18 protein-coding genes are annotated in these 17027 nt (G+C 58.1%); 13 read left to right on the forward strand and 5 right to left on the reverse strand.

What is annotated here, in order from left to right:
• Positions 1 to 262 precede the first annotated feature (262 nt).
• The 5 genes from ISP20_RS09395 (at position 263) to ISP20_RS09415 (ending at position 5733) form a co-directional block, all read left to right on the forward strand.
• The gene (locus ISP20_RS09395) at positions 263 to 1420 is read left to right on the forward strand and encodes a hypothetical protein (RefSeq protein WP_204635761.1); all 1158 of its coding nucleotides are present in this window, start codon (positions 263 to 265) and stop codon (positions 1418 to 1420) included.
• 163 nt (positions 1421 to 1583) lie between these two features.
• Entirely contained in the window at positions 1584 to 1892 is a 309-nt protein-coding gene (locus tag ISP20_RS09400) for a hypothetical protein (protein ID WP_204635762.1), read from the forward strand.
• 49 nt (positions 1893 to 1941) lie between these two features.
• Positions 1942 to 2682 (forward strand): hypothetical protein, encoded by a 741-nt coding sequence (locus ISP20_RS09405; protein WP_204635763.1) that lies wholly within the window; start codon positions 1942 to 1944, stop codon positions 2680 to 2682.
• Positions 2683 to 3883: 1201 nt separating this feature from the next.
• The gene (locus ISP20_RS09410; protein ID WP_204635764.1) at positions 3884 to 4525 is read left to right on the forward strand and encodes a hypothetical protein; all 642 of its coding nucleotides are present in this window, start codon (positions 3884 to 3886) and stop codon (positions 4523 to 4525) included.
• 476 nt (positions 4526 to 5001) lie between these two features.
• Positions 5002 to 5733 carry a hypothetical protein gene (locus ISP20_RS09415; protein WP_204635765.1) on the forward strand — a complete coding sequence of 244 codons (732 nt, stop codon included), beginning with the start codon at positions 5002 to 5004 and terminating at the stop codon, positions 5731 to 5733.
• 325 nt (positions 5734 to 6058) lie between these two features.
• On the opposite strand, the gene ISP20_RS09420 is transcribed toward ISP20_RS09415, so the two are convergent.
• Together ISP20_RS09420 and ISP20_RS09425 are read right to left on the reverse strand one after the other, a co-directional pair.
• Positions 6059 to 6373, reverse strand: a complete 315-nt coding sequence (locus ISP20_RS09420) for a HigA family addiction module antitoxin (protein WP_204635766.1) — start codon at positions 6371 to 6373, stop codon at positions 6059 to 6061.
• 138 nt (positions 6374 to 6511) lie between these two features.
• Complete coding sequence (locus ISP20_RS09425) at positions 6512 to 6856, reverse strand: hypothetical protein (RefSeq protein WP_204635767.1); 345 nt, start codon at positions 6854 to 6856, stop codon at positions 6512 to 6514.
• A 370-nt stretch (positions 6857 to 7226) separates the two neighbouring features.
• Here ISP20_RS09425 and ISP20_RS21785 point away from each other — a divergent pair, with 370 nt between their 5' ends.
• The gene (locus ISP20_RS21785) at positions 7227 to 7967 is read left to right on the forward strand and encodes a CPBP family glutamic-type intramembrane protease (RefSeq protein ID WP_204635768.1); all 741 of its coding nucleotides are present in this window, start codon (positions 7227 to 7229) and stop codon (positions 7965 to 7967) included.
• Between the two features lie 85 nt (positions 7968 to 8052).
• Here ISP20_RS21785 and ISP20_RS09435 read toward each other — a convergent pair whose 3' ends face one another.
• Positions 8053 to 8568, reverse strand: a complete 516-nt coding sequence (locus ISP20_RS09435) for a hypothetical protein (protein WP_204635769.1) — start codon at positions 8566 to 8568, stop codon at positions 8053 to 8055.
• A 318-nt stretch (positions 8569 to 8886) separates the two neighbouring features.
• Here ISP20_RS09435 and ISP20_RS09440 point away from each other — a divergent pair, with 318 nt between their 5' ends.
• The 5 genes from ISP20_RS09440 to ISP20_RS09460 all read left to right on the forward strand — a co-directional run bounded on the left by ISP20_RS09440 (position 8887) and on the right by ISP20_RS09460 (position 12753).
• A complete protein-coding gene (locus tag ISP20_RS09440) occupies positions 8887 to 10167 on the forward strand; it encodes a retropepsin-like aspartic protease (RefSeq protein WP_204635770.1) in 1281 nt (426 codons plus the stop codon).
• A 172-nt stretch (positions 10168 to 10339) separates the two neighbouring features.
• A complete protein-coding gene (locus ISP20_RS09445; RefSeq protein ID WP_204635771.1) occupies positions 10340 to 11092 on the forward strand; it encodes a DNA/RNA non-specific endonuclease in 753 nt (250 codons plus the stop codon).
• A 194-nt stretch (positions 11093 to 11286) separates the two neighbouring features.
• Positions 11287 to 11727, forward strand: a complete 441-nt coding sequence (locus tag ISP20_RS09450; RefSeq protein WP_204635772.1) for a helix-turn-helix domain-containing protein — start codon at positions 11287 to 11289, stop codon at positions 11725 to 11727.
• Positions 11728 to 11761: 34 nt separating this feature from the next.
• Positions 11762 to 12172, forward strand: coding sequence for a VOC family protein (locus tag ISP20_RS09455; protein ID WP_204635773.1), 411 nt, complete (start codon positions 11762 to 11764; stop codon positions 12170 to 12172).
• Positions 12173 to 12267: 95 nt separating this feature from the next.
• Positions 12268 to 12753, forward strand: a complete 486-nt coding sequence (locus ISP20_RS09460; protein ID WP_204635774.1) for a DUF1801 domain-containing protein — start codon at positions 12268 to 12270, stop codon at positions 12751 to 12753.
• Positions 12754 to 12756: 3 nt separating this feature from the next.
• Here ISP20_RS09460 and ISP20_RS09465 read toward each other — a convergent pair whose 3' ends face one another.
• Entirely contained in the window at positions 12757 to 13083 is a 327-nt protein-coding gene (locus ISP20_RS09465) for a HigA family addiction module antitoxin (RefSeq protein ID WP_204635775.1), read from the reverse strand.
• 128 nt (positions 13084 to 13211) lie between these two features.
• Positions 13212 to 13535 carry a hypothetical protein gene (locus ISP20_RS09470; protein WP_204635776.1) on the reverse strand — a complete coding sequence of 108 codons (324 nt, stop codon included), beginning with the start codon at positions 13533 to 13535 and terminating at the stop codon, positions 13212 to 13214.
• Between the two features lie 434 nt (positions 13536 to 13969).
• Here ISP20_RS09470 and ISP20_RS09475 point away from each other — a divergent pair, with 434 nt between their 5' ends.
• Both ISP20_RS09475 and ISP20_RS09480 read left to right on the forward strand, forming a co-directional pair.
• Positions 13970 to 14455, forward strand: coding sequence for a DUF2946 family protein (locus tag ISP20_RS09475; RefSeq protein ID WP_275586779.1), 486 nt, complete (start codon positions 13970 to 13972; stop codon positions 14453 to 14455).
• Positions 14456 to 14618: 163 nt separating this feature from the next.
• The gene (locus tag ISP20_RS09480) at positions 14619 to 16913 is read left to right on the forward strand and encodes a TonB-dependent receptor (RefSeq protein WP_204635778.1); all 2295 of its coding nucleotides are present in this window, start codon (positions 14619 to 14621) and stop codon (positions 16911 to 16913) included.
• The last annotated feature ends 114 nt before the right edge of the window (positions 16914 to 17027 follow it).

Below are 17027 nucleotides of genomic sequence, written 5' to 3' on the forward strand. Positions count from 1 at the left end.
TTACTACCTTTGACAGGTATGCAATAGCATTTGCTTTCGCTTACCTTGCCCGGATAGAAACGGGGGTCTCATACAACGTTTATTCCTGGCTGCTGCGACCCATTTGGTTGTTGCTTGTTCGGTTCCGCGATAAGCGCAGGCGACGGGCTGACGGGCCAGGCGCCGACCATGAGGGCGTTGATGGATGCAGGGAAGCGGTTTGAACTGGACGATTGGGTGAGAGAGCGCAATGCACATACCAAGTCAGAGGATTCATCGTGAGATGTATTCGGAGGAGGCTTCACTGTGGTTCACTTTGGCCAATGGCGGTGATGAAGAGGCTATTTTGATCAAGGCTCCCACGGCGACGATCAAGTCAATCATTGTCGGTTGCGAAGTGAGCATTGTTGTTGGTCGTTATGAAAATTACTTGTGTTCTGGGGTGCGAGCCTTTGACGTGCCAGATAAGCCATTGCTTATTTCGGGTGTGCAGCGATACGAGGATGAGCATGTAGCGCTTCTGAGAATCTTGTCGAAAGACAGGGTCCCGATATTTCTCTTCAACGAAATGGATTTTTGTGTTGCCTCTAGTGAAGCGATGCTAGATAGAAACGCGGCGCTTCTGGCCAAAAAAGTTCTTGAAAATCCTGGAGGTCTTTACGTCGGTGACTTCACCAAGGAAGCCTCGCGAGCATTGGATAATTTTTGTTTCACGGTGGACGATACGTTATTAGTTCCACACCAAGAAAAAATTGCGATTGCGGAGATGGGCCTTTCATTTGGCGCTTGGGTAGCAACCAAAATAACTGTTGCCGGAGTCCTTGATCATAAAGATGTTGATGTCGCCAATAAAAATGAAGGCGACGTCCTGGAGGCTGTTACTTGGGCGGCTCTTGATTCTGTTTTTCCTTTTGCCATGCACCATAGCCCGCAGGTAGTTGAAGGAATAAAGCAGCGGGAACTCATCGACGTAATCTCAAGCTACGAATATGGGTCCTTCCTTTTTGAGGCGAAGGACCTCTCCGTGCTAAACGTGGAGAAACAAAGGACCCAAGAGCGTCGCATTAGCACGGTGAAAGGTCACGTAAAGAAGGCGCTTGGTCAGCTCAGGGCAGCCACAAAATCTGTTCGACGCGGCGATGTTGTACGGAGTGTCGATGGGAAAGTTATTGACATCAATTTATCGAAGCCTCCTCATTGCATCGTGCTTATTACAGAGTTCATTGAAGATGGTGACTGGAATGATGTATTTATTGACATGTTTAAGATGGCCACGGAAGTCGATTGTTTTATTCACGTGCTTGATATCCGCGAGTTCGTGAACCTTTTGAAGATTTGCGAAGGTAATCCAGGGCACTTCGACTATCGCCTTATGGAAAGGTCGAAGTTTTGCGTGGAGAAGAGGCTGGTGCATGTTAGAAGTCGAGTTCAACCTGGTTAGAAGCGACGGAAAGGGGGCGGGCCATCTATCAGGCTAGAACCACCAGCAGAATTAATCTGACCCCTTTCGATTCGGTCGCAGGAAATCAAGTTGCGGGAACGAATGCCAATGGCAGTTAACAAGTGTTTTACAGCGACCTCCACTGACATAGTCGAGCATATTCATGCGAAAACCAAAAAAGCCGTACAAGTTTCCTAAGTCTTCAGAGCGCTCCGCAGCGAAGCCCGTTGTGTTGTGCCCAGCCGACCGTGTACTAAACCTATACAACCAGGAATCCGGGGACGAGGCAAAAAAAATCTCTAAGAAAGTGCGCACTTGGTTTACCCAAGAAGCCATTGAAGAGGGCTGGGATGCTGTTGCCTTTCTCCCTGAAGTTCAGTCCCAGCATGGTGCGGGCTGTATTCTTGGAAAAAATGTCGGGAGCAACAAGGGCGCGTCCTTGGTGAAAAAGCTGGACTCGGAAGAGTCATAATCAGTCTCGTCGCCTTACGCCGACATTGCCAATTTCTAGGAGAATGCCAGTGACTGGTTTTGACCTCGGCAAGAGGATTCTTGCTCTCAGAGAGAAAGTTGTTGCGCATTTCGATGCCAACGACTGGGAGGAGGTTGGTCTCCTCACTGGCTTCTCCGACTTAATTAGTAGGCATCCCCGACTTCTTCGGAGTTTGGCGTGGGGTGATGAAGATTATTCCGGCAATGCATTGCAAGTTCTGAAGAACATTGCTGATCAGGACACGAGCGCCTTTTCGGTTATCGAGACACATATTGGCTCAAAATATCCAGATGAGGCCCAATACGTTTCTGCAAAACCGTCTGAGCGACGAATAACGTTTGCACCAAACGTTTTTCAGGTGCCGGAAAACGCATCGATAGAGACCGATTTGGTCGCGCTCATGATGCCGTTTAATGCTTCCTTTTCCCTTGTGCACGAGGCGATTAGGGGTGCTTGCTCTTCCGCGGGATTTCGTTGCCTCCGTGTTGACGACATATGGGAGGAAAGTTCTGTAATTCAGGATGTTTTCAATCTTATTTTTCGAGCTCACGTCGTCGTAGTTGATTTCACTGGGAAGAATCCAAACGTTATGTACGAGACGGGAATCGCACACACACTTGGCAAGCACGTTGTTCCGATCTCGCAATCCCTTGAGGACGTTCCTTTCGACATCAATCATCATCGAATTTTAAAATACCTATCGAACAACGAAGGTCTTGCCGTCATGCAAAGCAAGCTGGCTGATAAACTTCGCCAGGTGACGCGCTGAATTTCTTCCAATAACTTAGTCGAGTCAGGTCCCTAAAAACCTAAAATCGGAACAAGAACCGACTGCCTCTAGTTTTGAATCACCATTTATTTCTCACGCCGTTCTCAAATCATGGCCTTAGCATGTGCTCAGAGCGGTCCGGCGTCTGATAGTCTGAAAGAAGAGTCTGGTTCAGTTCATAGGTTGAGAGATCAATGAAAACCAATCTGGCCTCGTTTTTTCGCGGAGTTACGATTTGAGTTTGGAAGCCGATGCGACCATGCCTCTAAGCGAGGACGATGTATTCCTTCTTCTTGGGCGTGCAGTCTATGAGGCGCAAGAAACTGAGGCCAATATACACGTATGTATTTCGATCGCCCTAGGACTTACCATGGCTCAGTCAATAGAGCACCTTCAACAAATCTATGCGAAGAAGACGCTTGGGCAATTCTTTACTATTGTTCGAGAGCGTATTGGTGTTAGCGAATCGTTCGACGATTTCTTGAGGGACTATATTGGTCGACGCAACTTCATAGTCCACAACTTGTCCCGCACGTCAACATTCTCGCCATACAGCGAGGGGGGGAGAGCGAAGTGCCTCCACTTCTTGAGTCATTTTTGCCAGATGAATAGGAAGGTAAGCCTCACGTTTATGGCTTTAACGGAGGCGTGGATGCATGCTCTTGATTCTAGGCACTCTTCTGATGAGAGATTTAAGGGCTTCCGGGAGACCGATTTGTTCCGCGAGATTGTTAAGGATTTCATGCCTCAACTCCCATCATTGTTTGGAAAAGGGACGGCGGAAGTCTAGTTTTCCGAAATCAATAGCTGGAAAGTCAATCAACCCCTGGTTTTTTGAAGAACACTTTCTGTGCTTATCTATTTCAACTTAGACGCTGCGAGCCTCGGCGTATATCTAGATTGACCACTTGCTTTCTTTGAGCTTCGAGGTGTGCGGATGCGCAGGGAGTCTGAGTCTAAGATAGGTAGGGACTTTGCGGCGATCGATGCGCTGGCGCTTGGACTCAAACCGCGTGGGACTGCGAAGCTGAGGTCGTTTCGCATTTGCGTGAGTCGGAGTGGAGGACTGGAACTGGTTGCGAACGATCCCAGCCTGCCATTTCAAATTGTCGAAGCCGCGGACTTGGCCTTTCGTCTTGCAGGCGGGGTCGATGGTCGGGGTCGCTTCAATGAAGTCTTGAAGGCCGCCCGCATAGAATCCATGAGAGCCCGTTATGCCGTTGTGCTTCTCGAAACATTGCGGGCTTGGTATGGCGAGAGTTGGTCTGATGATGCCCGCATGGATAGGGTGAGCGATGCGGCCACGGATAAAGTGCTCGGAACTGTTGATAGACGCCTGTTCCGCAACGGCGACGACATCTGCAATCCGATGTTTCTCACGCGGACAGAAGAAGGAACGATGGCCAATGTGTTCAGTAACTGGCTGTCTTCATACGACTATGAGGTGAGGCTAAGCGAGTTTCAGAAGCGCGCTCCAGCGAATCAAGCCTCCAAACGCATTGACGTGGAGGACATTCTGGCAGCCTTGTCATTAGCCTTCATTGATGCTGCAGTTGCTCAACCCGAGCGCGGTATGGCCTTACTTGCAGACGCTGCGACTCTTTTGGAAAGTTCTGGACACTATCGGGGTTGGCACGCGGTACATGAGATGCGAGCCCAAACTGCAGCGCGTGTGCGCCATGCCGCCAATCACGACCGGCGGGCTCGAGCCATCGCGCTATATAAAACAGGCTCTTATTCGAGCAAAGACGCAGCCGCATCGCATTTGTCCGAGGAGGTGGGCGTGACTTGGCGAACCGCTCGCGACTGGCTGAAAGGCTTGAAGCCGCCCTCGAGGGGCTGACATGCGCTCTGCTAGGCAGGCCGCAGGGTCTGCCTAGAACAGGGGGCGATTTTCCGGGCAGAGCGGCTTCCCGAGATTGGTCTGATGCCTACAATTGGAAGCCATGTTCAATGACGGCCGTCTACGGCCAAAGAGATCAGCATGGTTCAATCCGTCTTGGTGCATTTGCCCAACTGGTCGTATGTCGTGGCTGCCGTCGCGGTAGCGGTGCTCAACAACATCGTGGGGCCCCTAGTTCGCCATTCCCTGAGCTCTCGCCGGCGGCGCAGGCGATGCGGGGGGGCGCGCGCGGAGTGATCTCATCCGGTGAGACCCGTTAACCGGGGCCGTTAAGCCGGGACGGAGGTAGTTAAATCGAAACAACCACAGCTGTCCCAGTTTCGGATCTCGGCCTCTGAGACCGGTCAGTGTTCCCATCGGCCGGCCGGCTGCTCGCTGCTGCAGGGCGGTATAGAACATTCTAAAAAGGGGAAGAGATGAACATTTACCTGGGCGGTGCCTTTTTTGCGCTGCTGATCCTTGGTGGCATTTGTTTCATGGTCACGCAGGTCAGAGGCAAATACGCATCGTCGGTCCACATCATTTGGTATCTGTTCTCCCTTTCGTTCTGTGCGGCCTTCATCGGGCTGCGATGGGCGCGTGCCGTTGGTGCTATGGACGCGATGGGAAATCCGGGAAACGAGACTGGAAAGTGGGTTGTGGCCACCATGAACTTCTCGATGGATCTGCAAGCCGATTTCTACGTTCTATCGGCATTGGTTTTGCTCGTGGTTGGCCCCCAATGTCTGAGCTACGTGCTCAGCGGCCTCTTTGGTTGCGCCTCTCGCCCACGGTTCGTGTCCTTTTGGGTGAGCGTCTTCACGTGGGGCATGGCCAAATCTTTTGCGATCACAGCAGGTGTCCTGCTGGTCGTTGATAGCTTCGGCTCAGGCCAGGGGTGGCATGGGTTCGACGCTAAGTTCGCGATCAAATACGCCTGCTTAGCTTTGATCCTTCTCCTATTTGCATTTGCGTCGCTACTCGGCCAAGCCTCTGTCGACGAGATCCCCATTCTTGCAAACGGTCGACATTTTGGGCCCCTCAGAATGTTGTTGGCGCGGATAGATCAATGGATGGTTCGGCACCGCAGCGATGAGGCCGGCTTGAACGAGCACTCAACTGGCAGTCAATCGACTGGCCGTAAGAGAATTGTGTCAGGGGCCATTTGAAGGGGCTCTAGTCGTACGGTCGACGCTGCCTAAATCATTCCTGATATCTTCTCTCCCGAATCGTACTTCACCCATCCTCGAAGAATGGTGCCTCCTGTCGCTAGGCGATGTTGAAACCGTCCAACATACCGCCAGGCGCAGGAGGCGGAGACAAGAGTTTTCAGGGATAATCTTCGGGAGCCCAAATTGTTCCTGGCACTTTTTTGAGAATTTGAAAGCGGCAAGCGCCTCCGGAAATTGCTCCTGGCAGCTTCTTCGATCGATCACTAGCGCTCCCGGCGCCCATGCTTTCGTACCAGCGCGGATTTGTGTCGCCCTAACTCGCTCAATCAACGAGCGGACGATAGGCGCGGATCACAGGCTTCGTCCTTTCCAGATCGTACCGCGCCTGAAGTGCAAGCCAGTAGAAGGCGGTGGTGTCGAAGGCGAGGGAAAGGCGGAGGGCGATCTTGGGGGTGATGGGGTGGGTGTCAGCGAGGAAGGCTTTGATGTGGTGGGCGGGTATGCCGGTGCGACGAGCGAGTTGCGCGGGGTTGAGTGCGTTCGGGATCAGGTAGGCGTGCAGCAGGATGTCGCCGGGGGCTCGCAGGGGTTGCGAGGGGTCTACTTCCGAATGCGGGGTGAGCTGGATCAGTTCCATGGGTTTCCTCCCTGTCGGACACAACCGCGTAGCGGATAAGCGCTTACAGCGCTCCGTGTCAGTGAATGCTTGGCAGCTTCGTCGGTGATCGCCCGAGTGCGGCGCATCGCCCTGTCGGCCGATGCGCCGCAACGGCGATCATCGGAGGCGTGTGGTGTTCACTCGAGGCTCGTCACCGAGCAGGCGGGCGTACTGCTGGAGGCAGTGGATGGCGGTGCCCAAGCTGGCGGTGACGGCCACGGGAAGCGGCCATAGCAGCGGTCTGCCGGGGAATCCTCGCGCCTGCGCGTGACGGCACTGCTCGCTATCGACACGCAAGCGCGTGAGGGTGAGCACTGCCAGGGCGACGTCACCGCGCGTGCCGTGACGCAGGGTTTCGGGCCATGCCGCCGCCGTGGATGACGGGTCGTCAGGCGGAGGAGTGAGGGTGTCGTCAGGGGGAACGGACGAGCGAATGCGTACCGTATGATCGCAGATAGCCATGATCAACTCTCAGAAAGTTGTTGATGGTTAGCGGGTCGTGGGTGTTGAAGCACTCACGGCCCGCGCCTCATGACCTGGTGGTCATGGTCATTCACGAGGCCGTGCAACACGACAGCGCGAATGATTGGCTGACCGTAACAAGCAGGGTTGGCATCGTCTGTCGGGGATCAGTGAGATGGGTGTCCGCTTGGTGGAGGCGGTGCGCGACGGCGCGAGGGCGATTTAATGTCGGTGCCAGCCCTTAGGCCTGAAGGCAGTGCGCGCTCTCAAAAACGTGCACACTGATTCATGAAATTGTCCCTGGCAGCTTTTCGTTTTCTATCGGGGACGCCCCAACTCATTTGCCCGGTACCTTCTCCAGGACGACTCAGTGCCGCCGTTTATTCTCCCCTCGTTAGTTGTCGCTACTCCCGGTTTTCTGATTCTCGCCGCGCTGCGGCGCCTAGTTAAAGGTGTGCTGCCGAGCTACGGCTCGCTCGCGCTCGTCTTTCTAGGCATCGTTGCGCAAACTGGAAGTCTGTTCCTTGGAATGTTTATCGGAGGACATTTCCAAAGCCCGATAGGTCTGTGGGTTGGGAAGCTGGCATCCGTGGGTGGAACTTTATTGTTCATTTGGCTGTGCAAGAGCCAAGCGTCATGGCGTGACATAGGCCTCAGGTCTTCGCAGCCGAAAACGATCGGCCTGACGGCAGGCCTCTTTTTCGTGATGGCGGGTGTCACTTGGTTCCTGGCGCATTGTTACGCGCCGAGGCAAGCCTTCTCTGCAGGCGCTTTTGCGTTCATGTTGCTTCTGTCCGGCACCGATGAAGAGCTCCTTTTTCGCGGAGCCATGCCTGCGCTGCTGCGCCGGGCCGACGAGACGGAAAGATGGCAAAGGGCAGTCAACACCGGTTTGGTGTTTACCATTCCTACGATCGCCTTCATGCTGATGCACGGCTTACGGTTCGTGGATCAGCACTTTGCTTTCAGCTGGCAGGCGCTCGCTCTGGCCGGTTTTGGGGGATGCATTTTGATGTGTATTCGCTTATCGACTCGGAGCGTTTGGCCATCGTTGATAGTGCATAACATGGTTAATGCGGGTTCGGTGGTGGCAATGGCGCTATGGCGATAACGAAATGGTGTCAGGGACAATTATTGGAAAGCCCTGGCCGCAAGATCGGCCCAGCCAGAATTATCCCTGACACGTTTTTCATGCTCTAGCTCTTCGGCGACTTGGTTACGATCTCCGCGATGAAGCTCTTCGCGCAAAACGCGGGATCCATCGAGATCCCGATCGCGATCCGGACGCCATCAGCTTCATGCGTCAGGTATCGGTGCACTTGGTCCGCGGGTGCAAGGGGAACGTCATACAGGCCGTCTGCGGTGTAGCGGGTCTGAAGCGGCGTGGCATCAATGCAGCCCGATGGGTCGGTAACGACCTCCACAAACTGGGGGACACCGGCCTGGGTCGTCGCAACGCGAATCTGACTCACGCTGACACCCATATAAGTACCGGCGGGGAAGGTGGTCTGAGTGCCGTGTGAGGAGCCCTGTGATCCGCTCCCCAGGCTGGAGGCGATGTCTACCGCGGACATCGCCTGGCGACCTTTGACCATGTCCGCCGCGCGGTCAAACAGATCGGTGCTGGCAGTGGGGGCGTTGCCCGCCATGGCGGCGCTGGTAAAAGCGACCCCGGCCGTCACCGCCATCATCCATTGCTTGACTGAAAACATATGCGCTCCGTTCTGCGAAAAGCCGCAGGATACCGGCATTGGTGGCTGGATATTGGAAGCGAAAGGAAACGGGGTCGAAAAAGGTGGCGGGTTCAGTTCCCAGGTTGAAGGCCTGGAAGATGAAGTCATGAACGGGAGCAGTTAGACCGAACTAACTTCCTGCGTTCCGACTCGACGCAACTTCTCATGGTTCGTAAAAACACGCGGAATGCAAACACAATTCGATTCACTGCCTATTGACATGCATCGCACGTAACGTTGCCACCCGTTACATGCGCAGGTCACCTTATCGAATCGCCGTTGTTGACGGAGCGCTACATGTCAAAGGTTAGTTGCAGCCTTTCAGTGGGATGGATGGCAATCGTCCTGGCATTCGGTGCGCAAGCGCAGGGCACGACGTATGCCGTGCGTCTATCGGATAACTCGGGTGCTTATGAAGCGTCCTTGAGAGGGGATCAGGAAAAACTTCTGGAGATATCCCAAACCTCCGCAGGCGGTTTGGAGGTCATCGCCAAAGCGCTTTATCTGCGCTCGCTTTATCGGTTGGACGAGTCTTCCAGGACGGTCTCCGAGTGTGGCGCCCTATCTCAGATATCCCGCTCTACGGCCAATTGGTCATGCGCAATGATCTTGGCCGGTAACAAGCTGCTGGCTGGCGACACCGCCGGGTGGGCCAGGTTGATGGACGCCACCAAGAAGGCCGCTGTTCCGCTCCTGGCCAAACAAATGAATGCTGCGCCAGAGAGCCTGCGCGTCGGTGAGTTCGAGACAGTGGCGGATTTCTCGCAGTATTTCGATGTCCCTCCGGTTGCCGTAAAGCGGGACGCAGTTGAGTTCTCGATCCCGATCGAATGGAGGGTAAGTTCAGACGTAAGCACGGACGTTCAGCCGTTCATCAAGGCAACGATCAACGGTCATCCGCTTCAGATGGCCCTGGACACGGGAACCAGTGGCGTCATCATCAAGCGTTCCGACGCCGCTGCTCTCAACATCTCGGATATCCACCACGGATGGATGACCACCAGCGAGGGGGTGCCTACCGACCTGGGCGTGATAAAGAGCTTGTCGGTAGGCAAGGTGACCGTATCGAACATGCCCGCAACGATCACCGACACGCCGGTGTCTGTGCTTGGTATTCGCGGGCTGCAGTTCTTGCGTGCCGTGCGTTTGCACGGCGATACCTTGGTCAGTCATGCCACAGGCTTTGGCAATCTATGCCAGACGCCTCTCGACATGACCTCATGGGTGGAGGGGAGCAACAGCCTGTTGCTTGTATCGGGCGTGGTGGGCGGCAAAGACTTCCACTTCTTCCTGGATACGGGTAATGCATGGGGTATCGTCCGCCATACCTATGGCGAGCCGACCGGCGCAGACAATGCAAAATCCATTACGTTAACGGTGGGTGGCGTCATCCACGCAGTCAAGATGTCGGAAGCGACGGACTCGATGCAGATTGGAAGCGTGCCTGCCCAGCTTCAGGCGTATCGCATCGTTTATAGCAGCCAGCACAAGCCATTCCGGTACGACATCGGGGGAAGCTATGTGCATCAACACGATCTGATTATCGATTTTTCGAACGGATTGATGTGCGTCAGGTGAAGTGAATCTGGTGCTTGGCACACCGTGCTGAGCGTATCGGATCGTGAAGCGATCTCCGGCTTGAAGTGACCGATATCACAAGACCCGTCGCAACTACTTGCACTCACCTCCACGTCACCGCGCTGACATGCGCAATAACTAGGTTCCCCGCACCACTTATCTGGGGAACCCCATGGCACGTTTCGGCTCTTGGCTGCTTGCGGTCTGTTTCTTTGTTTCCGGTGCGTCGTATGCAGGTACGGCTTGCCCGAACTTCTTTGTTTCGGGTACGGCGCCGGCGTTGGATGCCTCGCTGTTGAGCCGTACTACGGAGGTCTGTCATACCGAGTACGTGTTGTTTGCGTCGGGTGTGACCAAGGGGCCGTTGTATTCGGCTGAGCATTTGACGGCGGCGCAGATTGCCGGTGCCGATTCGATCAGCCGTGATGGGTCCTGGCATCAGGAAACCGGTATTCCGTCGGCGGATCGGTCGCAGTCATCGGACTATACGAACAGCGGTTACGACCGTGGCCATATGAGCCCGGCGGGCGATCCGTCGACGATTGCGGCTGAGGACGAGACGTTCTCGATGGCCAATGTCGTGCCGCAGCTGCATGTGTTGAATGCGGGCGAGTGGGAGAAGATCGAAGACTCCGTGCGCAATCTCGCCACGCAGCTCGGCGAGGTGTATGTGGTGACCGGTCCCGCGTTCGCCACGGACTCGGTGCCGACCATCGGCAAGGATGAAGTGGCCGTGCCGGCTTATACCTGGAAGGCGGTGTACGAGCCGGGCGTGGGTGCGGCGGCGTTCCTGTGCACCAATGTCACCAACTACACGTGCGCGGTGGTTTCGTTGAATGACGTGAAGACGATGTCGGGCGTCGATCCGTTCCCGTCGCTGTCTTCGTCGATGAAGGCGAATCCGATTCACTTGACGCTGCCGTAACGCGTCTCGAATCGCAGCAGGTCATACAGGCGCGGGGCCGATTGTTGATCGCCCCGCGCCTTGCTTTTTGTCCCCGCCAAGGACGGTGCCAGGCACCTTTTGGGTAGAGGCACGCGCATACCATTAGCTATCGTCGCTGTTCCGAAACCGGTCTTGAGCGCTTGCGCCACGCGTGCCACGATCTGGAAGTGACTGTGACCAACCCATCCCCAACCCTCCGCGACCTGACCCGCCTCCGACGCGTGCGCGATCGCATCGATCGCGAATATGCGCAGCCGCTGGATGTGGAGGCGTTGGCGCGGGGCGTGCACATGTCCGCCGGTCATCTGAGCCGCCAGTTTCGGGCGGCCTATGGGGAGTCCCCGTATTCCTATCTGATGACGCGCCGCATCGAGCGGGCGATGGCGTTGCTGCGTCGGGGCGATCTCAGCGTGACCGACGTTTGCTTCACCGTGGGGTGCGCATCGTTGGGGACGTTCACCACGCGGTTCACGGAATTGGTGGGAATGTCGCCGGGTGTCTATAAGCGGAAGGAAGCACAGGCCACGGCAGGTATTCCTTCGTGCGTGGCCAAGCAGGTGACGCGACCGATCAGGAATCGAGAAGTATCGGTGGGTGAGGGCGATCTAGACTGAGTTCATGGATTTCACCACCACAGAAAGGAACGCCATGGACATCACGATTCACTCGAGCTTTCTGCCGCAGAACGACCCGGACGCGGCGCTGGCCTTCTATCGCGACACGCTGGGCTTCGAGGTGCGCAACGACGTGGGTTACGGCGGCAAGCGCTGGATCACGGTGGGGCCCGCGGGGCAGCCGGGCATCAATGTCGTGCTGTATCCGCCGGAGGCGAGCCCGGGCATTACCGATGACGAGCGCCGTACCATTGCCGAGATGATGGCCAAGGGCACGTTCGGCATCATCCTGCTGGCGACGCACGATCTGGCCGGCACCTTCGAGAAGCTGCAGGCGAGCGATGCGGACATCGTGCAGGAGCCGACGGACCAGCCGTACGGCGTTCGCGATTGCGCGGTGCGCGATCCTGCCGGCAACATGATCCGTATCCAGCAGCTGCGCTGAATGCCGTGAAGCCCGGAAGCGATGCGACCGGGCTTCACATCGCGACACACGCACTGGCCTGACACTCGATCAAACACCACGACCGGGAGGCAACCATGAATCCATCCGAACGCATCGACGATCTGATCGCCGGCATCGACGACTGGCGCGGCAAGACGCTGGCCGATGTGCGCAAGGCCTTCCTCGATGCCGACAAGGAAATGGTCGAGGAATGGAAGTGGATGGGCAGCCCCACCTGGTATCGCGACGGCATCATCGCGGTGGCCAATGCGCACAAGGAGAAGGTGAAGGTGACCTTCTCTCACGGCGCGAAACTGGATGATCCGGACAAGCTGTTCAACAACGGCCTGGGCGGCAGCACGTGGCGCGCGATCGATCTGCTCGAAGGCGACAAGGTCAACAAGACCGCGCTGAAGAAGCTGGTGAAGGCGGCCATTGCCTACAACCAGGCCAAGGGGAAGAAGCCTGCGCCGGCATCGCGCAAGACGGCCGCGAAAACGGCCAGCAAGAGCCCGCGCAAGACGGCTACCAAGACAGCGACGAAGAAGGCGGTGAAGAAAGCCGCCAAGCGCAAGGCGTGACGGTTATTCACTGCCCGGCGGTGGGCCGGCGCGTCGCGTAGTCAGCAGCCGGTGGGTTCGTTCGAGGTCAAATCGCAGCTGCAAGGCCATCCAGTAGAACGCGGTGGGTTCGAGCGCGCAGGCCAGTCGCAGGGCGATCTCCGGCGTGATGCGCCGGGTGCCCAGGGTGATGCCCTTGAGATGGCTGGCCCGCACCCCGGTGCGGCGGCCGAGTTGGGCGGCGCTGAGGCCGCGCGGCAGCATGTAGTCCTGCAGCAGCACATCGCCGGGGCGGCGTAGTGGCGTGTCGGGATCGACGTCCAGACGTGGGTCCAGTTCGGTGAGGCACATGGGATGCTTTTCCTGTCGGACACGGTGGCAGAGCGGCCTAGGCGACTACAGCCCTCCGTGTCGGTGAATATCCATTGGTTTTGTCGGTGATCTTCCGGTGGCGGCCTGGCGGGCCGCCGCCGAAGCGTTCACTCCAGCTCGCGGCCGAGCATTCCCGCGTACTGGCGCAGGTAGTGGACCGCCGCTCCGATGCTCTCGGCGTAGATCGCGCCAAACGGCCATCGGGCGGGCTCCGTGGGCCATCCCAGGTGCTGCGCGCGCAGGCAGGATTCGCTATCGGCAAGCAGCCTGGCGAGGGTATCGGCCACCTGCGCGATGCCTTCTCGCGGAGCGAGTGGATGCAAGGTGAACTGCGCCCCGTCTGCGACACGCAAGCGGTCGAGAGGGGCGGCGAGGGCGCCATCCATGGGAAAAGAAGGACGAATGCGTGCCGTATGATCGGGCGCAGCCATGATCAACTTCCTTGGTTAGTTGTTGATGGTGAGCGGGTCGCAGTGGGTGCCAGCCCACGCGGCCCGCGCTATCACGGCGCTATGCCATGACCGTTCGCGGCTCCCCGACAGGCATCACGCGAACGGCGTGTCGAAACGTAACAAAGCAGGTTACGGCGGGCTGTAGGGCTTCACCGTGCACGTCGGCTTGATATTCGTGAGGCGTGGCGCAGTTCGCTGCCCGGGTGCCTGCTGGGGGAAACGACATCGCGAAGGCTTGCGACGGCAGTGGGCGAGGTCGGCTCAGTCTGTCGGCGTGTAGGCCCTGTGGGTGCCCGCTCGCTTCGCGGCGGCATCGCAGGGAATAAAGGCAGCCGGGCACCGGTATGGATCGACAGCGCAGCACCACGTGACGCCACGCCGCAGCCTTTTTGGCGTGCCATCGACGGCGCTCCATGCGATCATCTCTGGAGCCTACTCAAGGGTTGGGAAGCAGTTTGATTCGGCGCAGGACATCACGGCGTGTAGTGGCATGGTTGGCAGTCGCCGCCATGTGGCTGCTGGTGGCCGCGCCCACGGTGTCCCGCGTGCTTCCCGCGCTGGCGTCGATGGACAGGGGTGTCCATGCGGGGCACAGCGCCGGCATGGACCATGCCGCCATGCCTGGCATGGACGGTATGGCAGACATGGCCGGCATGGTCCACATGGCGGGAATGCCCGGGATGCCGGATACGCCGGGCGACCCGGCCCAGCACATGGACCAGTGCGGCTACTGCGTGATGCTGGCCCATACGCCGCTGCTGTCCGGCGCGGTGGTTGCACTTCTTCTGGCAGCACCTTTGCCGGCCGTGGCGCCGATGGCGCGCACGAGCGTGGCTTGGCACGCGCAGCCTTTGCTCAGCGCCGATCCGCGGGGACCGCCGTCCATCGTTTTGGGATGACGGCTTGATGGTGGGCGCCTGCATCGCGCGCCCGCCCACATCGACGGCAACCACAGGGGACGACACGCGTCGTGCGGGAACGCGCGACGGTGTCTACGTTCCTGTGCTGCCCGTTCCCCAGTCATGCGCCGCCTGGCGGCGCTGAGCAAAACGGATTCATGTCATGCGCTTTTCTCTCCTGCGCGGGGCGGCACTTGGATTGCCGCTCACGTTGCTTGCTTCGTCCATCGCCTGGGCGAACGACGGCTCCAGCGTCCAGCCGGACGCGCCCATTCCGGAAAGCGATGTCACCAGCCTCGGCGCGGTGAAGGTCACCGCGGCTGCGCAGAAACTGGCGGCGCCGGGTTTTCCCGCCACGCTGGCGTCGGTGCCGTCCGAGCGGGTGGAGGCCACCATCAATGCGGTGGATGTGGAAGACGCGGCGAAATACCTGCCGAGCGTGTTCATCCGCAAGCGCAATTACGGCGACACCCAGCCGGTGCTGGCCACGCGCACCTGGGGTTTGAATTCCAGTGCGCGCACGCTGGTGTATGTCGACGATATTCCGATCTCCGCACTGATCGCGAACAACAACACCATCGGCGCGCCGCGCTGGGGCATCACCTCGCCGGAAGCGATCGACCATATCGACATGATGTACGGGCCGTTCTCGGCGGCGTATGCGGGCAACTCGATGGGCGGCGTGATGCACATCGTCACGCGCATGCCCGACAAGACCGAGGTGACGATCAAGCAGACCGAGGCGGTGCAGTCGTTCGACCTGTACGGCACGCACGACAATTTCAGCACCAGCCAGACCAGCCTCACCGCAGGCGGACGCAGCGGCAAGCTGGGCTGGTTCTTCGGCGCCAGTGCGATGAACAGCTTCAGCCAGCCGCTGTCGATGATCACCGGCACCACCATGCCTGCCGGTACCAGTGGCACCGTTCCCGCGTTGAACAAGATGGGTCAGGTGGCCAATGTGTACGGCGCGGGCGGGTTGCTGCATACGCGCATGCTCGATCTCAATGGCGAGCTGACGTACGACATCGCGCCGCAGTGGAAGGCGAGCTATCTGGTGGGTTACTGGAGCAATCACGGCCAGTCGCGCACCGATTCGTATCTCACCGATGCGAGTGGCGATCCGACCTACGGCAAGGTCGCCGGCTTCGCCAGCAATACCTATCAGCTGAGCGCGCATCACCTGATGCAGGGCTTGTCGGTGAAGTCGGATACGCAGGGCAACTACGACGCGTCGTTCGTGGTCACGCACTACGCCTTTCTCAAGGACAACCAGTGGCAGCCGGCCGGCGTCACCAGCGGCACCGGCGTGACCACCAACGGCCGACTGGCGAGCTACGGTGGCACGCAGTGGTCGACGGCCGATGTCACCGGCATCTGGCGTCCGCTTGGCTATGACGGCGGCCAGGAGGTGTCCATCGGTGCGCATGCCGACCAGTATGAGCTGGCGAATCCCACCACCAATCTCGTCGACTGGCAGGATCCGTCCAGCGTCACCACGCTGTTCTCCAGCGGCCGCGGCAAGACGCAGACGCAGGCGCTGTGGCTGCAGGATCAATGGTGCTTCGCGCCCGATTGGATGCTCACGCTGGGCGGTCGCTACGAATGGTGGAAAGCCAGTGACGGCTACAACTTCAGCGGCAAGACGGCCGTGCAGCAGCCGCAGGAGAAAGCCGATGGCTTCTCGCCCAAGGCCACATTGCAGTGGAACGTGGCGGCCAACTGGCGCATCACCGGGTCGCTGGCCAAGGCGATTCGCTTCCCGACGGTGGGCGAGCTTTACCAACTGGTTTCCACCGGCTCTACCTATAGCGTGCCCAATCCCGATCTGAAACCGGAAACCGCGCGCAGCGGCGAGCTGGCCGTGGAGCACGCCATCGACCAGGGCATGCTGCGCGTGTCGCTGTTCCAGGAGAACACCAAGGATGCGCTGATTTCGCAAACGTCGACGTTGCCCAACGTGGCCGTGCCGGTGGCTTACGTGATGAACGTGGGTGAGTTGCGCAATCGCGGCATCGAGCTGGTGGCGCAGAAGGACAACGTGCTGGTGAAGGGATTGGAGCTATCGGGGAGCGTGACGTTCGTCGATTCCACCATCCTGTCGAACGACAGCTTCGTCAGTACCACGGGCACGACGTCGCAAGGCAAGCATGCGCCGTATGTGCCGCGTTGGCGTGCCACGGTGGTGGCGACGTATCGGCCCGATGCGCAGTGGGCGTTCACGCTGGCCGGGCGCTACAGCGGGCGGCAATACTCCACGCTCGACAACTCGGACAACACGCCGAATGTGTTCGGTGCGTTCGACAAGTTCACGGTGTTCGATGTGCGGGCGCACTATCAGATCAACCAGCATCTGGCGGCGTCGTTTGGTATCGACAACTTCACCAACGAGAAGTACTACCTGTATCACCCGTTTCCGCAGCGGACGTTTGTGGCGGATGTGAAGTTGAGTCTTTGAGGGGTGGCGGGTGTGATGTCCTGAGGGGGCTTGAGAGGTTTGTCGCGCACAAGTGCGCTCCCACAGGAGGGGCGCACGGGTTTCTGGTGACAGACAAGCACCGGTACGTAGGCG

Source organism: Dyella kyungheensis (assembly GCF_016905005.1).
Lineage (GTDB): Bacteria > Pseudomonadota > Gammaproteobacteria > Xanthomonadales > Rhodanobacteraceae > Dyella > Dyella kyungheensis.